We start from the raw sequence: 17809 nt of genomic DNA, 5'->3' as shown, positions 1-17809 counted from the left end.
TGGCGGCATATTCGGGCATCGAGGCGATGCCGCAAAACAGGTTCGACACGTGACTGCAATGATGTTTTCTCGACTGCTCTCCGTCGCTGCAGCCGCTGGCCTTGCCGCTGCACCCATCGCAGGCCAGGCCCAGCAAGCCATGGCTCAGGGCGATTTACTCGGTCTTCCGAGCGATCTCCGCATGCTGGGTGAGACTGACCCCAATCGCCGCGTAGCCACGGCCTTGGTCAACGGTTTCGTCATTACGGAAACCGACGTGAACCACCGCGTCGCCCTACTCCTGGCGGCGAACCAGCGCCCGGTAAGCGATGAGGAGATGACCCGCATCCGTATGCAGGTGCTGCGCAACCTCATCGACGAGACCCTGCAGATCCAGGCAGCCGAAGCACAGGAGCTGGAGCTTTCCGACGCCGAAATCCAGCAGACCTACAGCCGCGTCGCGGCGCAGAACTTCGAGCAGAACCCGCAAGCGATGGACGAATATCTTCGTTCGATCGGCTCCTCGCCCGAAACGCTGAAACGTCAGATCAAAGGCGAAATGGCATGGAACAAGCTTCTGCGCCGGAACGTCTCGCCCTTCATCAACGTCTCGGCCGAGGAAGTTAACGAGCTTATCGAACGGCTCGAAGCTTCGCGCGGCACCGAAGAATATCGACTCGGCGAAATCTACCTTTCGGCCACCCCGGAAACGCAAGCGGCGGTCGAGGCTAACGCCAATAAGATCGTCGAGCAGTTGCGCCAGGGCGGCAGCTTCGTTGCCTATGCGCGCCAATTTTCGGAAGCTTCGACCGCAGCCGTCGGTGGCGATCTGGGCTGGATCCAGCTTGCTCAGCTCAAAAATGCCGAACTGGAAGCCGTCGCCCGCGAAATGAACCCGGGTCAGTTGGTCGGGCCTATTCGCATTCCCGGTGGCTTTTCCATTCTTTATCTGATCGACAAGCGGCAGGTGCTGATGGCAGATCCGCGCGATGCCGTACTCAGCCTGAAACAGATTCAGATCACCTTCGACCCCGGCACTTCTGAGGCGGCCGCGCAGCAGCGAGTGGCCCGCTTTACCGAAGGCGTGCGTGCGATCCGTGGCTGTGGCGATGCCGAAAATGCCGCTGCGGCCCTGGGGGCTACCGTGGTCACCAACGATCAGATCCGCGTGCGTTCCCTGCCCGATCAATTGCAGAACATCCTCCTGCAGCTTCAGGTCGGCCAGTCCACTCCGCCTTTCGGTTCCTTCGAAGAAGGCGTGAGGGTCCTGCTGCTGTGCGGCCGCGACGATCCTCAGGTCGCGGACGGTCCGGACTTCGACCAGCTGATGGGTCAGCTCGAGAACGAGCGTGTCGAAAAGCGCGCTCAGCGGTATCTGCGCGATCTGCGCAACGACGCTTACATCGAGTATAATTGACGAAGGTCATGGTTATTCTCGCCGTCTCGCTTGGCGATCCGGCGGGGATCGGACCGGAGATCATCGTCGAAAGCTGGACGCGGCGCCACGACATGGCGCTTGCGCCCTTCTTCGTGGTGGGGGGGGCGGGTGTTCTTGCCAAAGCGGCAAAGGTGCGCGGGCTCGCCGTCGAAATCGAACGCGTCGAGACCCCTTCGCAAGCGGCACGGATCTTCGAAACCGCCCTGCCTGTCCTGGGGCCGGAAGATTGCGATGCGATACCCGGCACCCCGGACGATCAAGGCGCCGCGCTGGCGATGCATTCGCTCGCGGAGGCGACCCGGCATGCTTTATTGGGGACAGCCTCGGCTGTCGTGACTGCACCGATATCCAAAGCGCATTTGGCTCGCGTCGGTTTCGAATATCCCGGCCAGACCGAATTCCTTGCGGATGTATGCGGGTTGGAGCGCGAGGACGCAGTCATGATGCTCGCGGGACCAAGCTTGCGCGCCGTACCGCTGACAGTCCACTGCGCGCTTGCCGACGTGCCCACGCGGTTGACGCAGAGCCTGATCGAGCATCGGGCGCGCATCGTGTCCCAGGCATTGGCACGCGATTTGGGGATTGCCTCCCCGCGTCTGGCCGTTTGCGGACTGAATCCTCATGCGGGAGAAGGGGGGCGTTTCGGTGACGAGGAAGCGCGCATCATCGAACCGGCGATCGAGGCGCTATCCGCCGAGGGGTTGCGCATAAGCGGCCCACATCCGGCAGACGCCCTTTTCACACCGCGTGCCCGCCAGACTTACGATGTGGCACTGGCGATGTACCACGATCAGGCGCTGGTACCCCTGAAAGCTCTCGATTTCGACGAGGGCGTGAACGTTACGCTCGGCCTGCCCATCGTGCGAACCAGCCCCGACCACGGCACGGCCTTCGACATCGCGGGCAAGTCGCTTGCTCACCCCGGTGCCATGATCGCCGCGCTGAAACTAGCAGGCGACATGGCGACGCGGCGTGCCAGCCATGGCTGATCTTCCCCCCTTGCGCGAAGTGATTGCCCGTCACGGGCTCAGCGCGTCCAAGGCGCTGGGCCAGAACTTCCTGTTCGACGAACAATTGCTGGACCGGATCGCCGCCATTCCGGGCGATCTTTCGGGCAAGCAGGTGCTCGAAGTCGGTCCTGGTCCCGGAGGCCTGACCCGCGCCCTGCTGCGCAGCGGTGCGAAGGTTACCGCGATCGAGATGGACAAGCGCTGCCTCCCGGCTCTGGCCGAATTGGGCGAGGCGTTTCCGGGACAGCTACGCGTGATCGAAGGCGATGCGCTCAGGCTCGACCATGCCGAGCTGATGGGCGGCGAGCCCTTCGCCGTGCTGTCCAACCTGCCCTACAATGTCGGAACGGCGCTGTTCGTCCGCTGGCTCGGTGGAGAGCGTTGGCCGCCCCTCTGGACCAGCCTCACGCTGATGTTTCAGCAGGAGGTTGCCCAGCGGATTGTCGCCCGGCCCGGCGGCTCGATCTACGGTCGGCTGGCGGTATTGGCGCAATGGCGCAGTAACGCGAAACTGGCGATGAAAGTCCATCGCAGTGCCTTCACCCCGCCGCCCAAAGTCATGAGCGCGATTGTCCATGTCGAACCCGGTGCAATGCCCGAAGGCGTGTCGGCCAGGGTTCTGGAACGCCTGACCGAAGCCGCTTTCGGCCAGCGCCGGAAAATGTTGCGTCAGAGCCTGAAAGGCGTTTCCGGCGCGGTCGAGGCGCTGGCAGAGGTCGGGATCGACCCGCAAAGGCGCGCCGAGACTGTTTCGGTGACGGAATTCGTTGCGCTGGCGCGGATCCTCTCAGTTTAGCCGACTTGGCCGACGATGCGCCGGTAGAGGTGCCAGGTCGCGTGGCCGAAAACGGGCAGAACGATGAGAAGACCCAGAAAAGCGGGCAGCATCGCGACCAGCAAAGACGCAGCGATCACCGCTGCCCAGATACATAGCATGACCATATTCGCCCTGAAGGCCGCAAGGCTTGCAATGATGGCAGTGAGGAAATCGACTTCACGATCCACCAGCATCGGCAGGCTGACAACCGTCACCGCATAGAAGGCCAGAGCCAGGATTGCGCCGACCAGCGTACCAACCGCCAGCATTGCCATGCCCTCGAGCGTGGCGAAAGCCGCCAGCGATTCCGATCCAACACCGGATTCGGCGAGGAAAATCGCAAAAATACCATGCGCGATGATCATCCAGAAACTGAACGCCACGAACACGATACCGCCCATCATAATAAGTTGTTCGTCACCCCTTCCGCGCAGGGCTCCGAGCACGGCGCCCCAGCCGATCGGCAAACCCGCCTCGCGGCGCCGACTGACCTCGTATAATCCGACTGCGGTAAACGGTGCGATCAGCGGAAATCCGGCCACCGCCGGGACGAACCACATCGGCTCGCCCCAGCGCATCAAGGCCACGAACAGGAACAGACCAGCGGCCACATAGATCGACGCAAAAAACAAACCGAATAGCGGCCTGGCGAGGAAATCCGCCAGCCCCGCTTTGAGCGCACGGCCAAGATCCCCGATGGTGAGATCATTCGCGATCTGTTCCACGGATGCTGCGACATTGTTGGCGGCCTGCATGATACCGTTCCTCCCTTCCCACTTCCGGGAGGTAGTCTGCATCAGGCCGCCCAGTGCATCAAGCGCTCGCCTTCTTTCTGAGCCTCCAGGCGTGCAGCAGCGGCTCGGTATAGCCGCTCGGCTGTTCGACGCCCTTGAAGATGAGGTCCTTCGCCGCGCTGAACGCCGCGCCGTCTTCGTTTTCGAGCAGCGGTTCATAGGACGGGTCGGCGGCATTCTGCTGATCCACCTTGGCCGCCATGCGGCGCAGGCTGTCCATCACCTGATCTTGCGAGATCACACCATGCAGCAGCCAGTTGGCGATATGCTGGCTGGAAATACGCAGTGTCGCGCGGTCTTCCATCAGGCCGACATCGTTGATGTCGGGCACTTTAGAACAGCCGACCCCCTGGTTGATCCAGCGCACGACATAGCCGAGCAGGCCCTGGCAATTATTGTCCAGCTCCTCGCGGATTTCCTCTTCGGACCAATTCACTCCATCGGCCAGCGGAATGGCGAGAAGTTCGTCGAGCTTCGCCGCATCGGGCAGGCCCTTCTGGATCTCGAACACATCCTCGCGGTGATAATGGATCGCATGGAGAGTGGCAGCGGTCGGGCTGGGAACCCAGGCCGTATTGGCGCCGGCGCGCAGGTGGCCGATCTTCTCGATCATCATCTGGCTCATCAGGTCGGGCGCGGCCCACATGCCCTTGCCGATCTGCGCCCGGCCCGAAAGGCCATGCGCGAGGCCAATGCCGACATTGCGCGCCTCGTAAGCCTTGAGCCAGGCGGAGTTCTTCATCTCGCCCTTGCGCATCATCGGACCGGCGCGCATCGAGGTGTGAATCTCGTCACCCGTGCGGTCGAGGAAGCCGGTGTTGATGAAGACAATCCGGTCCTTCACCGCATGGATACAGGCGGCGAGGTTGGCCGAAGTGCGGCGTTCTTCGTCCATCACGCCAACCTTGATCGTGTGGCGCGGCAGGCCGAGGAGGTCCTCGACCGCGTCGAACAGATCGTTGGTGAAGGCGCATTCTTCCGGCCCGTGCATCTTGGGCTTCACGATATAGATGCTGCCCTCGCGGCTGTTGCCGTATTTGCCGAGCCCGGCGACATCCTGCGCGGAAATGGCACTGGTCACGACAGCGTCGAGAATGCCCTCGGGAATCTCCATGCCGTCCCAGCGCATCGCCGGATTGGTCATCAAATGGCCGACATTGCGCACGAACATCAGACTGCGGCCGGGCAGCGTGTGCTGCGCGCCATCGGCATCGGTGTAGCTCTTGTCGCCCGCAAGCTTGCGCGTCAGCGTTTTGCCGCCCTTGTCGAAGCTTTCTTCCAGATCGCCGCGGATAACGCCCAACCAGTTGGTGTAAGCGAGCAGCTTGTCCTCGGCATCGACTGCCGCCACCGAATCCTCGCAATCGGCAATGGTCGTCAGCGCGGCTTCGAAGTTGATATCGGCCAGGCCCAGCCGATCGGTCTTGCCGACCTGGCTATCGGGATCGACGACGAGTTCGATATGCAGGCCGTTATGCTTGAAAAGCGGTCCCTTGTCGGTCGTGCCGACCTGTTGCGAAGGGTGCGCCAGTATCGCATTTTCCAGACTGTCGAGCTCGCTCCAGCTTCCCGATGCCAGCGGCACGATTTCATCGAGTAGCTTGCGCCCTTCGGCAATTACCGCCGCGCCGCGATCCTCGTCATAGCCGCCAGGGCGCGCGGGCGGAGCGTCGAGCGCGTCGGTTCCGTACAGTGCATCGTAGAGGCTGCCCCAGCGCGCATTGGCGGCGTTGAGCAAGAAGCGTGCGTTGAGGATCGGCACCACGAGCTGCGGCCCGGCCATGGTGGCGATTTCCGGATCGACATTCTCGGTCCCGATGGTGAAATCGCCCGGCTCGGGGACGAGATAGCCGATATCGTTCAAGAAAGCGCGATAGTCGTCCGCATCGTGCGGCTGGCCCGCGCGCGCTGTATGCCAGGCATCGATCTTTGCCTGGAGGTCTTCCCGCTTGTCCAGCAGGTCGCGATTGCGCGGGGCGAAACTGCCGAGCAATTGCGCAAAACCCTGCCAGAATTCATCGACATCGCGGCCAAGCGGGCCAAGCACTTCGGTTTCGATGAACTCGGCAAGCTGCGGGTCTGCTTCGATCCCGGCGCGCGTAACGTATTGGGTCATGGAACTCCTCAGGCAGATGTTAGGCTGGCAATGTCGAACCCGGGGAGGAGCGGCACGGTCTATGCCGCCACCGGTTGATCAATGCAAGGTGCGGGGTGGACTTGGCTTCGCACACGATTAAGGACGTTACACATGAAACCAGGTACTGCCCCACAGGCCCTCCTCGATGCCATCGACGCCGATGCCATGCTGCGTCAGGTTCAGGAATGGGCAGCGATCAATACCGGGACCGCCAACATCGAAGGACTCGACCGGATGGCGGGCGTGCTCGCCGATGCCTTCAGCACGTTGCCGGGCTATGTCGAACTGGTCGACCCGGCCACGGTCACCGCGATCTCGAGCGAAGGCCACGAATTCGAAAAGCCGCATGGCAGGCACATGGTCCTGCGTGTACGACCGGAGGCCGAACGCCGCTTCGTGCTGACCGGCCACATGGACACCGTCTTCCCGATCGATCATCCGTTTCAGGAAACCACCTGGCTCGACGATGACACGATCAACGGCCCCGGCACCGCCGATATGAAGGGCGGCCTCAACGTCATCCTGCACGCGCTCATGACTTTCGAAACAATCGAGGGGGCAGAGCGCGTCGGTTACGACGTGATGATCAATTCGGACGAGGAAACCGGCAGCCTCGCGAGCCGCGGACTGATCGAGGAACTGGCGCGCGGGAAGTATGCCGCTCTGACCTACGAGCCCAGCGCCCTTCCCGATGGCACGCTTGCGCATGCGCGCGGCGGGACGGGCAATTATTCGATCACCTTCACCGGCAAATCCGCCCATGCGGGCCGCAATCCGCATGACGGGCGCAACGCTATCGTCGCTGCCAGCGACCTGGTGCTGCGGATCAAGGCGCTCGAGGCGGAGGACATCACCGTGAACCCGGCGAAGATCGAAGGCGGCAGCGCGAATAATGTCGTGCCCGATCTGGCCATCTTGCGGTTCAACATTCGCCCTAAATCGACCGACGCAATGGCTCGCTTCGATGGCGAACTGGCCTCGATCCTGCGCTTGATCGAAGCGGAGCACCAGGTCGGCATCCACCGTCATGGCGGTGTCACCCGCCCGCCCAAGCCGGTCGATGAGAAGGCCCAGCGCCTGTTCGATCTGGTAAAGGCATGCGGCGCCGAACTGGGCCAGCAGATCGGCTGGAAGAGCACGGGCGGCGTGTGCGACGGCAACAATATCGCGGCGACCGGCGTGCCCGTGGTCGACACAATGGGTGTGCGCGGCGGGGCGATCCACTCGCCCGACGAATTCATGATTGTACCGAGCCTTCGCGAGCGCGCTGCGCTGTCTGCGTTGGTGCTCGCCAAGCTTTCCACCGGAGACCATTTGTGACCTTCCGCCTGCGCGCTGCGCATATCAGCGACCTTGAGCACTTGTATGAAATGGCCAAGCTGACGGGCGGCGGCTTCACCAATCTACCTGCAGACCGGGCGGCGCTGACCAAGAAGCTCGAGCGGGCGGACGAGGCGTTCTCGCGCACCGAAAACGTGCTCGGCGACGACATTTTCACTCTCGTTCTGGAAAACACCGACACGGGTCAGGTGCGCGGAACCTGTCAATTATTCAGCCAGGTCGGCCAGCAATGGCCATTCTACAGCTATCGCCTTACCACTCTGACCCAGCACAGCCAGGAACTCGACCGCACGGTACGCGCCGAATTGCTGAGCCTCGTCACCGATCTGGAAGGCTCCTCCGAAGTCGGCGGGTTGTTCTTGCATCCGGGCGAGCGGGCCGGCGGGCTAGGCCTGCTGCTGGCACGCAGCCGCTATCTCTTTATCGCGATGCACCGCCACCGCTTTGCTGACCGGATTTTGGCGGAACTGCGCGGGGTGATCGACGATCGTGGCGGATCCCCCTTCTGGGATGGTGTGGCAGGCCGGTTTTTCGGCATGACTTTTCAAGAAGCCGACTATTTCAACGCCATCAACGGGAACCAGTTCATTGCCGACCTGATGCCCAAGCATCCAGTCTATGTCGCCATGCTGGACGAAGAGGCGAAAAAGGTGATCGGCGTGCCCCACCCCTCCGGTCGCGCTGCCATGCGTATGCTCGAGAACGAGGGCTTCGCCGCCGAAGGCTATGTCGACATTTTCGATGGCGGCCCGACGATGACGGCGCGTACCGACAACGTGAAGAGCATTGTCGCATCGACGCCGAACCGTGTTTCTGCGACCAATTTGGATAGCGGCGAGCGCGCACTGATCGCCGCCGGCACGCTGGGCACTTTCCGAAGTGCCTACGGAATGCGCGAGATCGCGGATGACGGTTCGGTCGTCATTGATGCGGCCTGTGCCGAACTGCTCGAAGTGAGCGAAGGCGACGAAGTGTGGAGCGTTGCACGATGAGCGGACTGGTCGAAATCAATTTCGACGGGATCGTCGGTCCAAGCCACAATTACGCGGGTCTCAGCCTCGGCAATATCGCCAGTGCGAGCCACAAAGGCGATGCGTCCTACCCGCGCGCCGCGGCGCTTCAGGGTATTGCCAAGATGCGCGGCAATATGGCGCTGGGTCTGGCGCAGGGGTTTCTTCTGCCATTGCCTCGTCCCAATGGCGATTTGATCCGCGGCCTTGCGATTGACGAGACAGCACCGCGACAGCTTCAGGCCGCAGCATGGTCTGCTTCGAGCATGTGGACTGCAAATGCCGCGACAGTCAGCCCCGCGCCCGATACGGCGGACGGGCGCTGCCACCTGACCCCTGCCAATCTCGTCACCATGCCGCACCGCGCGCAGGAATGGCAGGACACGCAGGCGCAGCTTGCGGTTGCCTTTGGCGACGAAGAACATTTCACCATTCACGATGCTGTCCTGCCCGCTTTTGGCGATGAAGGCGCGGCCAACCATATGCGCTTTTGCGAAGGGCACGGCTCGGCAGGCGTAGAAGTCTTCGTGTGGGGCCGACAGGGCGGCAAGTTCCCCGCGCGACAGCACGAACAGGCCAGCCGCGCCATCGCGCGCCTCCATGGCCTCGATCCGGCGAAAAGCGTGTTCATCGAACAGAACCCCGAAGCCATCGAAGTCGGCGCGTTTCACAATGACGTGGTCTCCGTGGCGAACGAGCGTGTGCTCTTCACCCACGAACGCGCCTTTGCCGACCAGAAGGGCGCGTATGAAGCGATCCGCGAGGCTTTCCCCGCGCTGGAGGTGGTCGAAGTGCCGGAAAGCGCGGTCAGCCTCGAAGAAGCCATCAGCACCTATCTCTTCAACGCCCAGCTCCTCACGCTACCGAGCGGCGAGATGGCGCTGGTGGTGCCGAGCGAATGCCAGGAAAGCGCGGCGGTCTGGGCCTATTGCGAAAGCATGCTCGCCGGTAATGGCCCGATCCGAAAGGTGATCCCGGTCGACGTCAAACAGTCCATGGCCAATGGCGGTGGCCCCGCCTGCTTGCGCCTGCGCGTGGTTGCCGATCCGGCGACCGTCGATGCGCGATTCCTGCTCGACGATACCAAGGCGGATCGGATCGAATCGGTCATCTCCCAAATGTGGCCCGACCGAATCGAGCCGTCCGACATCGGTTCAGAAAGCTTGGCGAAAACAGTGATCGAGGCGCGCGAAGCCCTGCTCGCCGTCCTATCGCTGGGCGAACTCGCTTAACCCAGAATCTCAAGAGTTAACACGCTGGACCGGCTTGTCGGGCATTCTTACACTGGCGCTTGTATTAACCACCAAATCGCGCGGAAGCCCTGCACTGGCACGGGCTTTGCTGGTATGGTCGTTAACCAGGAGATCGACGCGCACGTGCTTACCAGGGTGAAACGGCTATTCGTGATCAAGACGCGTTTCGAGGCGTATCTGATCATATTCGCACTCGCCCTGGGCGCGATGACGCGCGGCGCGCATTACACGGTCGAATATCCCGGCGTCGGCGGTTACCTGCTGTTCGCAGCCACGGCGGGCGCGGTCTTCCTCGGCGGCGCGAAGATCCTCGATGCGCTCAGATACGAGCGCGAAGCCCAGGCGATGGAGCGGCAAAACGCCGATATCGACTGACGCGGCAATACCGATACTCCCATTTTCGGATCGGGAAGGCGAACTTCCTGGGTACCGATCGAGGGAAAACACACTCCATGCCGCGGTCCGGGTCACCCGCTGGAAGACGGCTGTTTCGGGCGCATCGGCGGCGGTCGGAAAGGGGGAAGGACGCCGCTGCCACACTCCAGATCGCACGCCCGGGATATGCACGGCCGCGAGGGCGCCCATGAGGTTCATGGCGGCATTTGGCGTGAACGCACGCGGGGTTACTTGACTGTGCGGAATGCGGTGGGGGTTTCTGTTGCTAGCTACCCCCGGAGCCCCGGAATCCGCTTCTGTTGCCCGGTGGGTCCGACCGCGCTTTAGCTTTGTAAGATCAGGCCGTTAGACCATCAGATTACGCAGCAAGAGCGAGTGCTTCATTGTCATTGGCACTTGTGTGTTGTGAACAGTTTTACGGGGTACTCAGCCCGGGCGAAAACACTGTCTTTCAGCACACGTCGATCCTAGTTCGGCCCCATCAAAAACCGCCCATTAACAGCGGGTTATGGTGGAGCCGCCGGGTACTGCCCCCGGGTCCGTTGTACCTATTACACAGCGCCATTTATCGCCATATCCGGTCGAAACCGGCAGATCCCATATAGCGATTCGAGGCTTAATGTGAAGTGAGCGGGCTCGCGTAGATGGTCCGTGGTCGCGAAACGGCGCTGCACTGGCCCGCACAGACCGAGCCCCACTCTATCCCATAGGGCCTTTTTCCGGAGCGTAATCGGGCCGGGCGGCGCGCAATTCGTCGCGGATTTCCTTGAGCAGATCGAGTTCGGTTGGGCCGGAGGGTGCAGCTACCTTCTCTTCCTCGAACTCGGCCATTACCTTCTTGGCATAACGCACCAGCAGGAAGACGATGAACGCCAGGATAAGGAAGTTGATGGCTGCGGTGATGAAGCTCCCATAGCCGATCATCGCAGCGCCGGCTTCCTGCAAAGCGGCGTAATCATCCATCGCCCCTTCATAACCTTCAGGGACGCTCAGGAGGATGAAATACCGGCTGAAATCCGCTCCTCCGAAGATGGCTCCGACGATCGGCATGATGATCTCGTCGGTCAACGACTTGACGATCGCTCCGAAGGCCGCGCCGATAATCACCGCGACCGCGAGATCCATCACATTGCCCTTGGCAATAAATTTCTTGAATTCTTTAAACACGTGGACGGTCCCCTAACCTTTGTGATCGGCCTCATTCCTGCCATGGCCGCATTCCCGTCACAAGAACGCGTTAATCTTGATTGCCCGCCAAGGTGTGCTATCTAAGCAAGACACATTGACCAATTAGAAGGAACGTTCATGAACCGCCTGGCTGCATTTCGCACCTCCATCGTCGCTGCCGCGGCACTTGCGCTGTCAGCCTGCGGGATCAATTCGGTCCCCGCTGCCGAGGAAGCCGCCAAAGCCAAATGGGCAGACGTCGAAGCCGCGTTCCAGGAACGGGCCAATCTCGTCCCCAATCTCGAACAAATCGTAATGAGTTCGGCCGAGCAGGAACGTGAGACGCTCCAATCTGTAATTCAGGCCCGCGCGTCGGCCACGCGCCCCGAAATCCAGCTCGATGGCGACGATCTCGGCGATGCGGAGAAAATGGCGCAGTATCAGGAAGCGCAGAACACATTCGGCGGCGCGCTCTCGCGCCTGATGGCCAATGTCGAAGCCTATCCCGAACTGCGTAGCCAGGAGAACTTCGGCCGCTTCATGACGCAGATCGAAGGGCAGGAGAACCGCATCCGTGTGGCCATTCGCGATTACAACGAAGCGGTGCGCCAGTATAACACCACGATCCGCACCTTCCCCGACACGATCGGCGCGAACATCATCCACGGCGCGGAACCGATGGTTCCCTACGAAGCGGTGGCGCAGGGCGCGGAAGTCGCCCCCGAACTCAACATGCGTTCGGATAGCGACGCCGCGAACTGAACGGCGCGACGATGCGCATGATTGCACGTTTAATCCTGCCGGTGGTGGCGGGGCTTGGCCTCCTCTGGGGCTTTGCCCTGCCCGCTGCCGCGCAGACCTTTCCCGAACGCGGCAGCGCGCCGGTCGTCGACGCGGCGAACATCATCGATGATGCCACCGAGGCGATGCTGACGGAAAAGCTGGACGCGTTCGAGGAGCGTAGCCAGCGGCAGTTCGTGATCGCCACGATCCCCGATCTCGAGGGATACGAGATTTCCGATTACGGCTATCGCCTGGGCCGTGAATGGGCGCTCGGCGATAGCGAAAACGATGACGGCATATTGCTTATCGTCGCGCCTAACGAGCGGAAAATGCGTATCGAGGTCGGTTATGGGCTCGAAGGGGTTATTCCAGACGGGCTCGCCTTCGAATATGTCGAGGGCATGAAGCCCTTCTTCCGCGATGGCGATTATTCGGGCGGTATCGCCTGGGGCGCGGACCAGATTATCACCCAGCTCGAACTGCCGCCCGAAGAGGCTGCACGTATCGCGCAGGAACGCAGCGAGGCGCGCGAGAGCGACGGCGGTTTTCCCATTGGCGCGCTGATCTGGCTCGGCTTCATCTTTTTCTTCTTCATTCTGCCGATGTTCGGCCGTGGGCGCCGACGGCGCTATCGCCGCAGCGGAATCGGCGGCGCGGTGGGCGACATCATCCTGTGGGAAGCCGGAAAGGCGATCGCCCGCGGCCTCTCCGACGACGACTGGGGCGGCGGCGGTGGCGGCTTCGGCGGCGGAGGCGGCGGCTTTGGCGGCTTCTCCGGCGGGGGTGGCAGTTTCGGGGGCGGCGGCGCCTCGGGGGGGTGGTAATGGGCTATTTATCGCGAGCCGATCACACAATCGTATCCGACGCCGTGGCCGAGGCCGAACTGACCACGAGCGGCGAGATCGTCACCGTGCTGGCCGACCGCAGCGACGACTATAGCGACGTGGTGCTCGTCTGGGCAGTCGCCCTATCCTTTACGGCGATGAGCCTGTTTGCGATGGTCCCGCAACCCTTCATGGATTTATGGGACGCACTGGTCGGCGGATGGACGCATGTGTGGACCACGGGCGAGCTGGCTACGATGACCATTTCGCTAGGGCTGCTGGCCTTCGCACTTGGCTGGCTGCTGCTGAGCTGGGACCCGTTGCGTTTCGCCCTTACCCCCAGTCCGGTAAAGACCGCGCGGGTACGTGCGCGGGCGATCAAGCATTTCAAGGTCGGCGCCGAACGGCGCACCCACGGCCGTACCGGCGTGCTCCTCTATCTCTCGATGCGCGAGCACCGCGCCGAGATTGTCGCCGACCAGCCGATCGCCGAAAAGGTCCCGGCAGAGGTCTGGGGCGAAGCGATGGCGGACATGCTGGCGGAGATCAAAGAGGGCCGCATTGCGGAAGGTCTCGCAGCCGGTGTGCGCGATGTGGGCAAGGTCCTGTCCGAACATTTCCCGCGCGCCGAGGACGACCAGAACGAATTGCCCGACCGGCTGATCGAAGTCTGATCGCCCAGCCCGGGCGAGGGACCATTTGCCTTTCCTACTGCGCTGCGATTTGCCACGAGGATGGCGAGGCCCCTGACGCGTCTCCGGGGGGGGGGCCTCCGTCGAAGTGTCACCCGGGCGATACGGCATGGAAAATGTTCAAATTCAAAATGTTGAAAGGATAATACCATGGGTGACACGGTGTCGCCTTTGTCGCCCAGTCTGACGGTGCCCGATCATGACGCGGACGAGGAGATCGTCTGGCAGGGCAAGTTCCTGACTACTTGCAAGCGCGGCCGCTGGGAATATGTGACCCGTCCGCGTGGCGTACGCGCTGCTGTCATCCTCGCGGTCGAGAACGGCCATGTCCTGCTGGTCGAACAGTACCGCGTGCCGATGGGCAGAAGCTGCCTCGAACTGCCCGCCGGCCTGATCGGCGACGAGACCGAAGGCGAAGCCCCGCTCGCCGCCGCGGCCCGCGAGCTGGAGGAAGAGACCGGCTATCGCGCGGCGCGGCTGGAGGATTGTGGCGAATTCTACTCCTCGCCCGGCCTCCTCGGAGAGAGTTTTACCATGGTCCGCGCGCACGATCTGACCAAGATCTCCGAAGGCGGCGGGACCGAAGGCGAGAACATCACCGTCCATCGCGTAGCGCTGGCCGATCTGCCCAGTTTTATCGTTGCTAAACGAAACCAAGGTTGCGGGATCGACGTGCGCATGCTCCTGTTGCTCGGACAAGGGATTCTGACAGGAGAGTGACAATGACTGGACGGTGTGCGGGCAAACTCGCCCTGGTGACGGGGGCGGCCCAAGGCCTCGGGCGCGCGCATGCGACGCGGCTTGCCGAAGAAGGCGCCCGGGTGCTGTGCACCGACATCAACGGCAAAGGCGCGGCGGAGAGCGCAGCGCTGATCAACGAGGCGCTGGGCGATGGCACGGCGTTTTCAATCGCGCATGACGTCACCGATCCACACGCCTGGGAAGCAGCAATCAATGCCGCACGCGAACAACTCGGCGGACTCAACGTGCTGGTGAACAATGCCGGGATCGGCGTCGCGGGGAATATCGAGACCTGCGATTTCGATGATTGGAAGCGCTGTTTCGCGATCAATGTCGATTCGATCTTTCACGGCTGCCAAAAGGCGTTGCCCCTCATGCGCGAACACGCGCCTGGTTCGATCGTGAACATTTCGAGCATCGCCGGACTGATCGCCAGCGATACCATGCCTGCTTACAACGCCAGCAAGGCGTCGGTGTGGATGCTGTCCAAATCGATCGCGCTGCACTGCGCCAAGAACAACATGCAGATCCGTTGTAACTCGGTACACCCGACCTTCGTCGACACGCCGATCCTCGACGGGACGGCCAAGCATCACAATCTCGACAAGGGAGTGCTGCTGGACAAGCTAGCGCGGCAGATACCGCTCAAATTCGTCGGCGAGCCCAATGATATCGCCAATGCGGTGGTCTATCTGGCGAGCGACGAGAGCCGCTTCATGACTGGCGCCGAGCTGAAACTCGATGGCGGCATTTCCGCGATGTAGGAAGTTGGAGGCCGGAATCACAAGAGGGGCCAGATGGCCCCTCCCGGTTTTCTCAAGTTCTGGTGGGCACGGCCGCCCCATGAAAACCGGGTCGGTCTGGCGAGTGGCCGTGCTCAGTCGGCAATCAGGGCGATTGCCAGGTAGATCAGGATGAAGCTGCCGAAGCCGAGCAGCGTTCCTGCAACGAAGCCCAGGCGGACCCAGGTGGCATCGATGCCGAAATAGCGGGCGATGCCGGAGCAGACCCCCATCAGTTTGCCGCCGGTGCGATCGAGCGCGAAGCTCTTGGCGGGACGAACGGCGTGGTCGGTTTCGCGGAATTTCAGGTCGTTCATGCGATCAGTCCATTGGGCGAGGCGGGGAGAATGGCCGTGGCGAAGAAGGCCGCCGACAGGGCCAGTGAGAAGGCAGCTGCGAAAAGCCTGCTGCTATTTTCGTGAGAGAACATAATTCCTTTCCTTCGGGGTCAAGGTTGGGCGGTCAGCGAACCGATCAGGCGACGAGGCCGGCTGGGCTGGCGGGGATGATGGCTGCGGCCATGAACATCGCGGAAACGCTGAGAGCGAAGACGGCGGCGACGGCGCGGTTGCTGGCATAATCGAAGATAGACATTGGTAACTCCTTGAACCTTGGCTTGTTTTCTCCGGACCATCCGGGATGCCCAATACATTGCAACCGGCGTGCCAAAATCGAGAAACCGCGGAAAACAGCCATTCCCACCTGAACTCGTCCGCGCACACTCGTTCATCAATCCGAAAGGTTGGGAAATTTTACCAATTGTTGGAATGGCGCCTTTCGAGTGGCGGTATGAGGCAGCGCGCGCTATCGCGCGTGGCACTCTATGGCGCTCGACCGCATCTCCCTTACCGACTTCCGCAACCATGCCGCGACCGAGCTGGGCGAGACCGGCCAGTTCAACCTGCTGGTGGGCGAGAACGGTGCGGGAAAGACCAACATTCTCGAGGCACTTTCGCTACTCGCGCCGGGGCGCGGGCTGCGCCGCGCCGCGCTGGCAGATATGGTGCGCAGCGATAGCGAAACCGGCTTCGGAGTGGGGGCAAGTCTCGTGCAGGGTGACGAAACTGTCCGTCTCGGCACCTATGCGGAGAGCGCCAATCCGGGGCGACGCCGCGTGCGGGTAAACGGGGCGGAGACCACCGCGACCAGTCTCGGCGAATGGCTCGCCGTCACCTGGCTGACTCCCGCAATGGACGGTCTGTTCACCGGGCCGGCGAGCGACAGGCGACGCTATATGGACCGCCTCGCGCTCGCCCTCGATCCCGCCCATGCAACCCATGCCGCCCGCTACGATGCCGCGCTGCGCGAACGCAACCGCCTGCTATCCGACACGCGCGAACTCGAAAGCGCGTGGCTCGATGCCATCGAGGCGCAAATGGTCCAGCATGGTTCCGCGCTGATGCAGGGCCGCGCGCGACTGGTCGAAACGCTCGCCGTGCGCCTGGCGGAAATGCCGGCCGAGCCCTTTGCCCGCCCGGCTCTCACCTATAATCCGGGTGCGCCCGATCATGCCGACGGGCTCAGCCAGGCGCTCTACGACAATCGCAGGCGCGACCGGGCCGCGCAGCGTACTCTCGAAGGTCCGCATCGTGACGAGCTGGACGTGATCCACGCGGCCAAGCGTGTTTCTGCAGCGCAAAGTTCAACCGGCGAACAGAAGGCGATGCTGGTAGCCATGACGCTGGCGCATGCAGGGCTCGCAGCGCAGGGACGCGCGGGCCTGCTGCTGCTCGACGAAGTGGCAGCCCATCTCGACCCCCTCCGCCGGGCGGCGCTGTTCGAGCAATTGCGCAGCAGCGGAGCGCAGGTCTGGATGACGGGCACCGAACCGGCACCTTTCAGCTCGATTGCGGAAGAAGCAGCGATCTGGCGGGTGAACGGCGGAGCCGTGGAGCGCGTCTAACCGGCCGGCGGCAGCGCCGCTTCGACATCGTCCACCGTATCCTCGACCAGCTCGGTGATACCTTCGGCGGTGGGATGGATACGATCGTCGAGAAACAGGCTCTGGTCCTCGTAAATGCTCTCGAGCCAAAAGGGCACCAGTGCCACATCGTATTCGCGCGCGAGTTCTCCATAAAGGCTATCGAACTGCTGCTGATACTCCTCGCCATAATTGGGCGGCGAGCGCATGCCCATAAGCAGGACGGGGATTTCGCGGCCCCGCAGCTCTTCCAGCATGGCCTCGAAATTGGCGCGCGTCTGCTCCGGCTGGATGCCGCGCAGCATGTCGTTTCCGCCCAGTTCGAGGATCACGAGGTCGGGCTTTACCCTTTGCGCGTCGAGCGTGAAGGCAAGCCGCTGACGACCGGCTGCACTCGTATCGCCCGATACACCTGCATCGATGACGCGCGCATTGATACCCCGCCCGCGCATCGCGTCTTCGAGCTGCTCGGGATAGCCCTGCTGCTCCTCCAGGCCGTAACCCGCAAACAGGCTGTCGCCGAAGGCCAGGATACGGCGCTCGGGGCCGTCGACCACGATGTCGGGAGCCGCTGCCACATCGTCACTCATTGCCTCGGGCGCTTCCGCAACATCCTCGACGCTGCCGCAGGCAGTCAGTGAGAAAACGATAAGTGTAATCGACAAATGCCTTAGCCGCATCGGCGAGTTTCCTTGTGCCAGCCTGGACCCCATGCCATCGCAGT

Annotated in this window: 20 protein-coding genes and 1 other RNA gene; 13 read left to right on the top strand and 8 right to left on the bottom strand. The window is 62.4% G+C overall.

Annotated elements, in window-relative coordinates; genetic code table 11:
• Positions 1-58 precede the first annotated feature (58 nt).
• From MUY37_RS05390 to rsmA, 3 genes are read left to right on the top strand one after another with little or no spacing between them, the layout of a single operon-like run.
• Complete coding sequence (locus MUY37_RS05390) at positions 59-1396, top strand: peptidylprolyl isomerase (RefSeq protein WP_499194356.1); 1338 nt, start codon at positions 59-61, stop codon at positions 1394-1396.
• An 8-nt stretch (positions 1397-1404) separates the two neighbouring features.
• Positions 1405-2406, top strand: a complete 1002-nt coding sequence (pdxA, locus tag MUY37_RS05385) for a 4-hydroxythreonine-4-phosphate dehydrogenase PdxA (protein WP_499194355.1) — start codon at positions 1405-1407, stop codon at positions 2404-2406.
• Positions 2399-3223 (top strand): 16S rRNA (adenine(1518)-N(6)/adenine(1519)-N(6))-dimethyltransferase RsmA, encoded by an 825-nt coding sequence (gene rsmA, locus MUY37_RS05380; RefSeq protein ID WP_499194354.1) that lies wholly within the window; start codon positions 2399-2401, stop codon positions 3221-3223. The genes pdxA and rsmA overlap by 8 nt, the downstream gene beginning before the upstream one ends.
• Here the strand turns inward: rsmA and MUY37_RS05375 are convergent.
• Together MUY37_RS05375 and MUY37_RS05370 are read right to left on the bottom strand one after the other, a co-directional pair.
• Positions 3220-3999: a DUF2189 domain-containing protein gene (locus MUY37_RS05375; protein WP_499194353.1), complete on the bottom strand. Its 780-nt coding sequence runs from the start codon at positions 3997-3999 to the stop codon at positions 3220-3222. The genes rsmA and MUY37_RS05375 overlap by 4 nt on opposite strands.
• Before the next feature lie 58 nt (positions 4000-4057).
• Positions 4058-6154, bottom strand: coding sequence for a malate synthase G (locus MUY37_RS05370; RefSeq protein ID WP_499194352.1), 2097 nt, complete (start codon positions 6152-6154; stop codon positions 4058-4060).
• Between the two features lie 132 nt (positions 6155-6286).
• On the opposite strand from MUY37_RS05370, the gene MUY37_RS05365 reads away from it, so the two are divergent.
• The 4 genes from MUY37_RS05365 (at position 6287) to MUY37_RS05350 (ending at position 10154) form a co-directional block, all read left to right on the top strand.
• Positions 6287-7495 (top strand): hydrolase, encoded by a 1209-nt coding sequence (locus MUY37_RS05365; RefSeq protein ID WP_499194351.1) that lies wholly within the window; start codon positions 6287-6289, stop codon positions 7493-7495.
• The gene (locus tag MUY37_RS05360; RefSeq protein WP_499194350.1) at positions 7492-8508 is read left to right on the top strand and encodes an arginine N-succinyltransferase; all 1017 of its coding nucleotides are present in this window, start codon (positions 7492-7494) and stop codon (positions 8506-8508) included. Before MUY37_RS05365 ends, MUY37_RS05360 begins: the two co-directional genes overlap by 4 nt.
• Positions 8505-9758: an N-succinylarginine dihydrolase gene (locus MUY37_RS05355; protein WP_499194349.1), complete on the top strand. Its 1254-nt coding sequence runs from the start codon at positions 8505-8507 to the stop codon at positions 9756-9758. The genes MUY37_RS05360 and MUY37_RS05355 overlap by 4 nt, the downstream gene beginning before the upstream one ends.
• 114 nt (positions 9759-9872) lie before the next feature.
• Positions 9873-10154 carry a hypothetical protein gene (locus MUY37_RS05350; protein ID WP_499194348.1) on the top strand — a complete coding sequence of 94 codons (282 nt, stop codon included), beginning with the start codon at positions 9873-9875 and terminating at the stop codon, positions 10152-10154.
• A gap of 306 nt (positions 10155-10460) precedes the next feature.
• On the opposite strand, the gene ssrA is transcribed toward MUY37_RS05350, so the two are convergent.
• Positions 10461-10805, bottom strand: a transfer-messenger RNA (tmRNA) gene (gene ssrA / locus MUY37_RS05345).
• 69 nt (positions 10806-10874) lie between these two features.
• Positions 10875-11342 carry a large conductance mechanosensitive channel protein MscL gene (mscL, locus tag MUY37_RS05340; protein WP_499194347.1) on the bottom strand — a complete coding sequence of 156 codons (468 nt, stop codon included), beginning with the start codon at positions 11340-11342 and terminating at the stop codon, positions 10875-10877.
• Between the two features lie 138 nt (positions 11343-11480).
• Here mscL and MUY37_RS05335 point away from each other — a divergent pair, with 138 nt between their 5' ends.
• From MUY37_RS05335 to MUY37_RS05315, 5 genes are all read left to right on the top strand, one after another.
• Positions 11481-12104, top strand: coding sequence for a LemA family protein (locus MUY37_RS05335; RefSeq protein WP_499194346.1), 624 nt, complete (start codon positions 11481-11483; stop codon positions 12102-12104).
• 11 nt (positions 12105-12115) lie between these two features.
• Complete coding sequence (locus MUY37_RS05330) at positions 12116-12949, top strand: TPM domain-containing protein (protein WP_499194345.1); 834 nt, start codon at positions 12116-12118, stop codon at positions 12947-12949.
• Positions 12949-13623 (top strand): TPM domain-containing protein, encoded by a 675-nt coding sequence (locus MUY37_RS05325; RefSeq protein ID WP_499194344.1) that lies wholly within the window; start codon positions 12949-12951, stop codon positions 13621-13623. The genes MUY37_RS05330 and MUY37_RS05325 overlap by 1 nt, the downstream gene beginning before the upstream one ends.
• A 168-nt stretch (positions 13624-13791) precedes the next feature.
• On the top strand, positions 13792-14361 hold the full coding sequence (locus tag MUY37_RS05320; protein WP_499194343.1) for an NUDIX hydrolase: 570 nt from the start codon (positions 13792-13794) through the stop codon (positions 14359-14361).
• Positions 14362-14363: 2 nt separating this feature from the next.
• Complete coding sequence (locus MUY37_RS05315; protein ID WP_499194342.1) at positions 14364-15146, top strand: SDR family oxidoreductase; 783 nt, start codon at positions 14364-14366, stop codon at positions 15144-15146.
• A 113-nt stretch (positions 15147-15259) separates the two neighbouring features.
• Here the strand turns inward: MUY37_RS05315 and MUY37_RS05310 are convergent, their stop codons facing one another.
• The 3 genes from MUY37_RS05310 to MUY37_RS05300 are packed head-to-tail and all read right to left on the bottom strand — an operon-like array spanning position 15260 to position 15758.
• Positions 15260-15481: a PspC domain-containing protein gene (locus MUY37_RS05310; protein ID WP_499194341.1), complete on the bottom strand. Its 222-nt coding sequence runs from the start codon at positions 15479-15481 to the stop codon at positions 15260-15262.
• A complete protein-coding gene (locus MUY37_RS05305; protein WP_499194340.1) occupies positions 15478-15594 on the bottom strand; it encodes a recombination protein F in 117 nt (38 codons plus the stop codon). Before MUY37_RS05305 ends, MUY37_RS05310 begins: the two co-directional genes overlap by 4 nt.
• Before the next feature lie 44 nt (positions 15595-15638).
• On the bottom strand, positions 15639-15758 hold the full coding sequence (locus MUY37_RS05300; protein WP_115417264.1) for a recombination protein F: 120 nt from the start codon (positions 15756-15758) through the stop codon (positions 15639-15641).
• Between the two features lie 229 nt (positions 15759-15987).
• Here MUY37_RS05300 and recF point away from each other — a divergent pair, with 229 nt between their 5' ends.
• On the top strand, positions 15988-17067 hold the full coding sequence (gene recF / locus MUY37_RS05295) for a DNA replication/repair protein RecF (RefSeq protein ID WP_499194339.1): 1080 nt from the start codon (positions 15988-15990) through the stop codon (positions 17065-17067).
• Here the strand turns inward: recF and MUY37_RS05290 are convergent.
• On the bottom strand, positions 17064-17750 hold the full coding sequence (locus tag MUY37_RS05290) for an arylesterase (RefSeq protein ID WP_499194338.1): 687 nt from the start codon (positions 17748-17750) through the stop codon (positions 17064-17066). The two genes, recF and MUY37_RS05290, sit on opposite strands and share 4 nt — an antisense overlap.
• Positions 17751-17809 lie beyond the last annotated feature (59 nt).

It is taken from the genome of Qipengyuania sp. ABI-127-1 (genome assembly GCA_022953095.1).
Taxonomy (GTDB): Bacteria; Pseudomonadota; Alphaproteobacteria; order Sphingomonadales; family Sphingomonadaceae; genus Qipengyuania.
The sequence above is the reverse complement of the archived record's forward strand: the minus strand, read 5'-3'. Positions and strand labels throughout refer to the sequence as shown.

Coding starts and splice junctions, on each gene's coding strand:
- MUY37_RS05390 (WP_499194356.1), top strand. CDS start 59: ATGATGTTTTCTCGACTGCTCTCCGTCGCTGCAGCCGCTGGCCTTGCC.
- pdxA (WP_499194355.1), top strand. CDS start 1,405: ATGGTTATTCTCGCCGTCTCGCTTGGCGATCCGGCGGGGATCGGACCG.
- rsmA (WP_499194354.1), top strand. CDS start 2,399: ATGGCTGATCTTCCCCCCTTGCGCGAAGTGATTGCCCGTCACGGGCTC.
- MUY37_RS05375 (WP_499194353.1), bottom strand. CDS start 3,999: ATGCAGGCCGCCAACAATGTCGCAGCATCCGTGGAACAGATCGCGAAT.
- MUY37_RS05370 (WP_499194352.1), bottom strand. CDS start 6,154: ATGACCCAATACGTTACGCGCGCCGGGATCGAAGCAGACCCGCAGCTT.
- MUY37_RS05365 (WP_499194351.1), top strand. CDS start 6,287: ATGAAACCAGGTACTGCCCCACAGGCCCTCCTCGATGCCATCGACGCC.
- MUY37_RS05355 (WP_499194349.1), top strand. CDS start 8,505: ATGAGCGGACTGGTCGAAATCAATTTCGACGGGATCGTCGGTCCAAGC.
- MUY37_RS05350 (WP_499194348.1), top strand. CDS start 9,873: ATGGTCGTTAACCAGGAGATCGACGCGCACGTGCTTACCAGGGTGAAA.
- MUY37_RS05335 (WP_499194346.1), top strand. CDS start 11,481: ATGAACCGCCTGGCTGCATTTCGCACCTCCATCGTCGCTGCCGCGGCA.
- MUY37_RS05330 (WP_499194345.1), top strand. CDS start 12,116: ATGCGCATGATTGCACGTTTAATCCTGCCGGTGGTGGCGGGGCTTGGC.
- MUY37_RS05325 (WP_499194344.1), top strand. CDS start 12,949: ATGGGCTATTTATCGCGAGCCGATCACACAATCGTATCCGACGCCGTG.
- MUY37_RS05320 (WP_499194343.1), top strand. CDS start 13,792: ATGGGTGACACGGTGTCGCCTTTGTCGCCCAGTCTGACGGTGCCCGAT.
- MUY37_RS05315 (WP_499194342.1), top strand. CDS start 14,364: ATGACTGGACGGTGTGCGGGCAAACTCGCCCTGGTGACGGGGGCGGCC.
- MUY37_RS05310 (WP_499194341.1), bottom strand. CDS start 15,481: ATGAACGACCTGAAATTCCGCGAAACCGACCACGCCGTTCGTCCCGCC.
- MUY37_RS05305 (WP_499194340.1), bottom strand. CDS start 15,594: ATGTTCTCTCACGAAAATAGCAGCAGGCTTTTCGCAGCTGCCTTCTCA.
- MUY37_RS05300 (WP_115417264.1), bottom strand. CDS start 15,758: ATGTCTATCTTCGATTATGCCAGCAACCGCGCCGTCGCCGCCGTCTTC.
- recF (WP_499194339.1), top strand. CDS start 15,988: ATGGCGCTCGACCGCATCTCCCTTACCGACTTCCGCAACCATGCCGCG.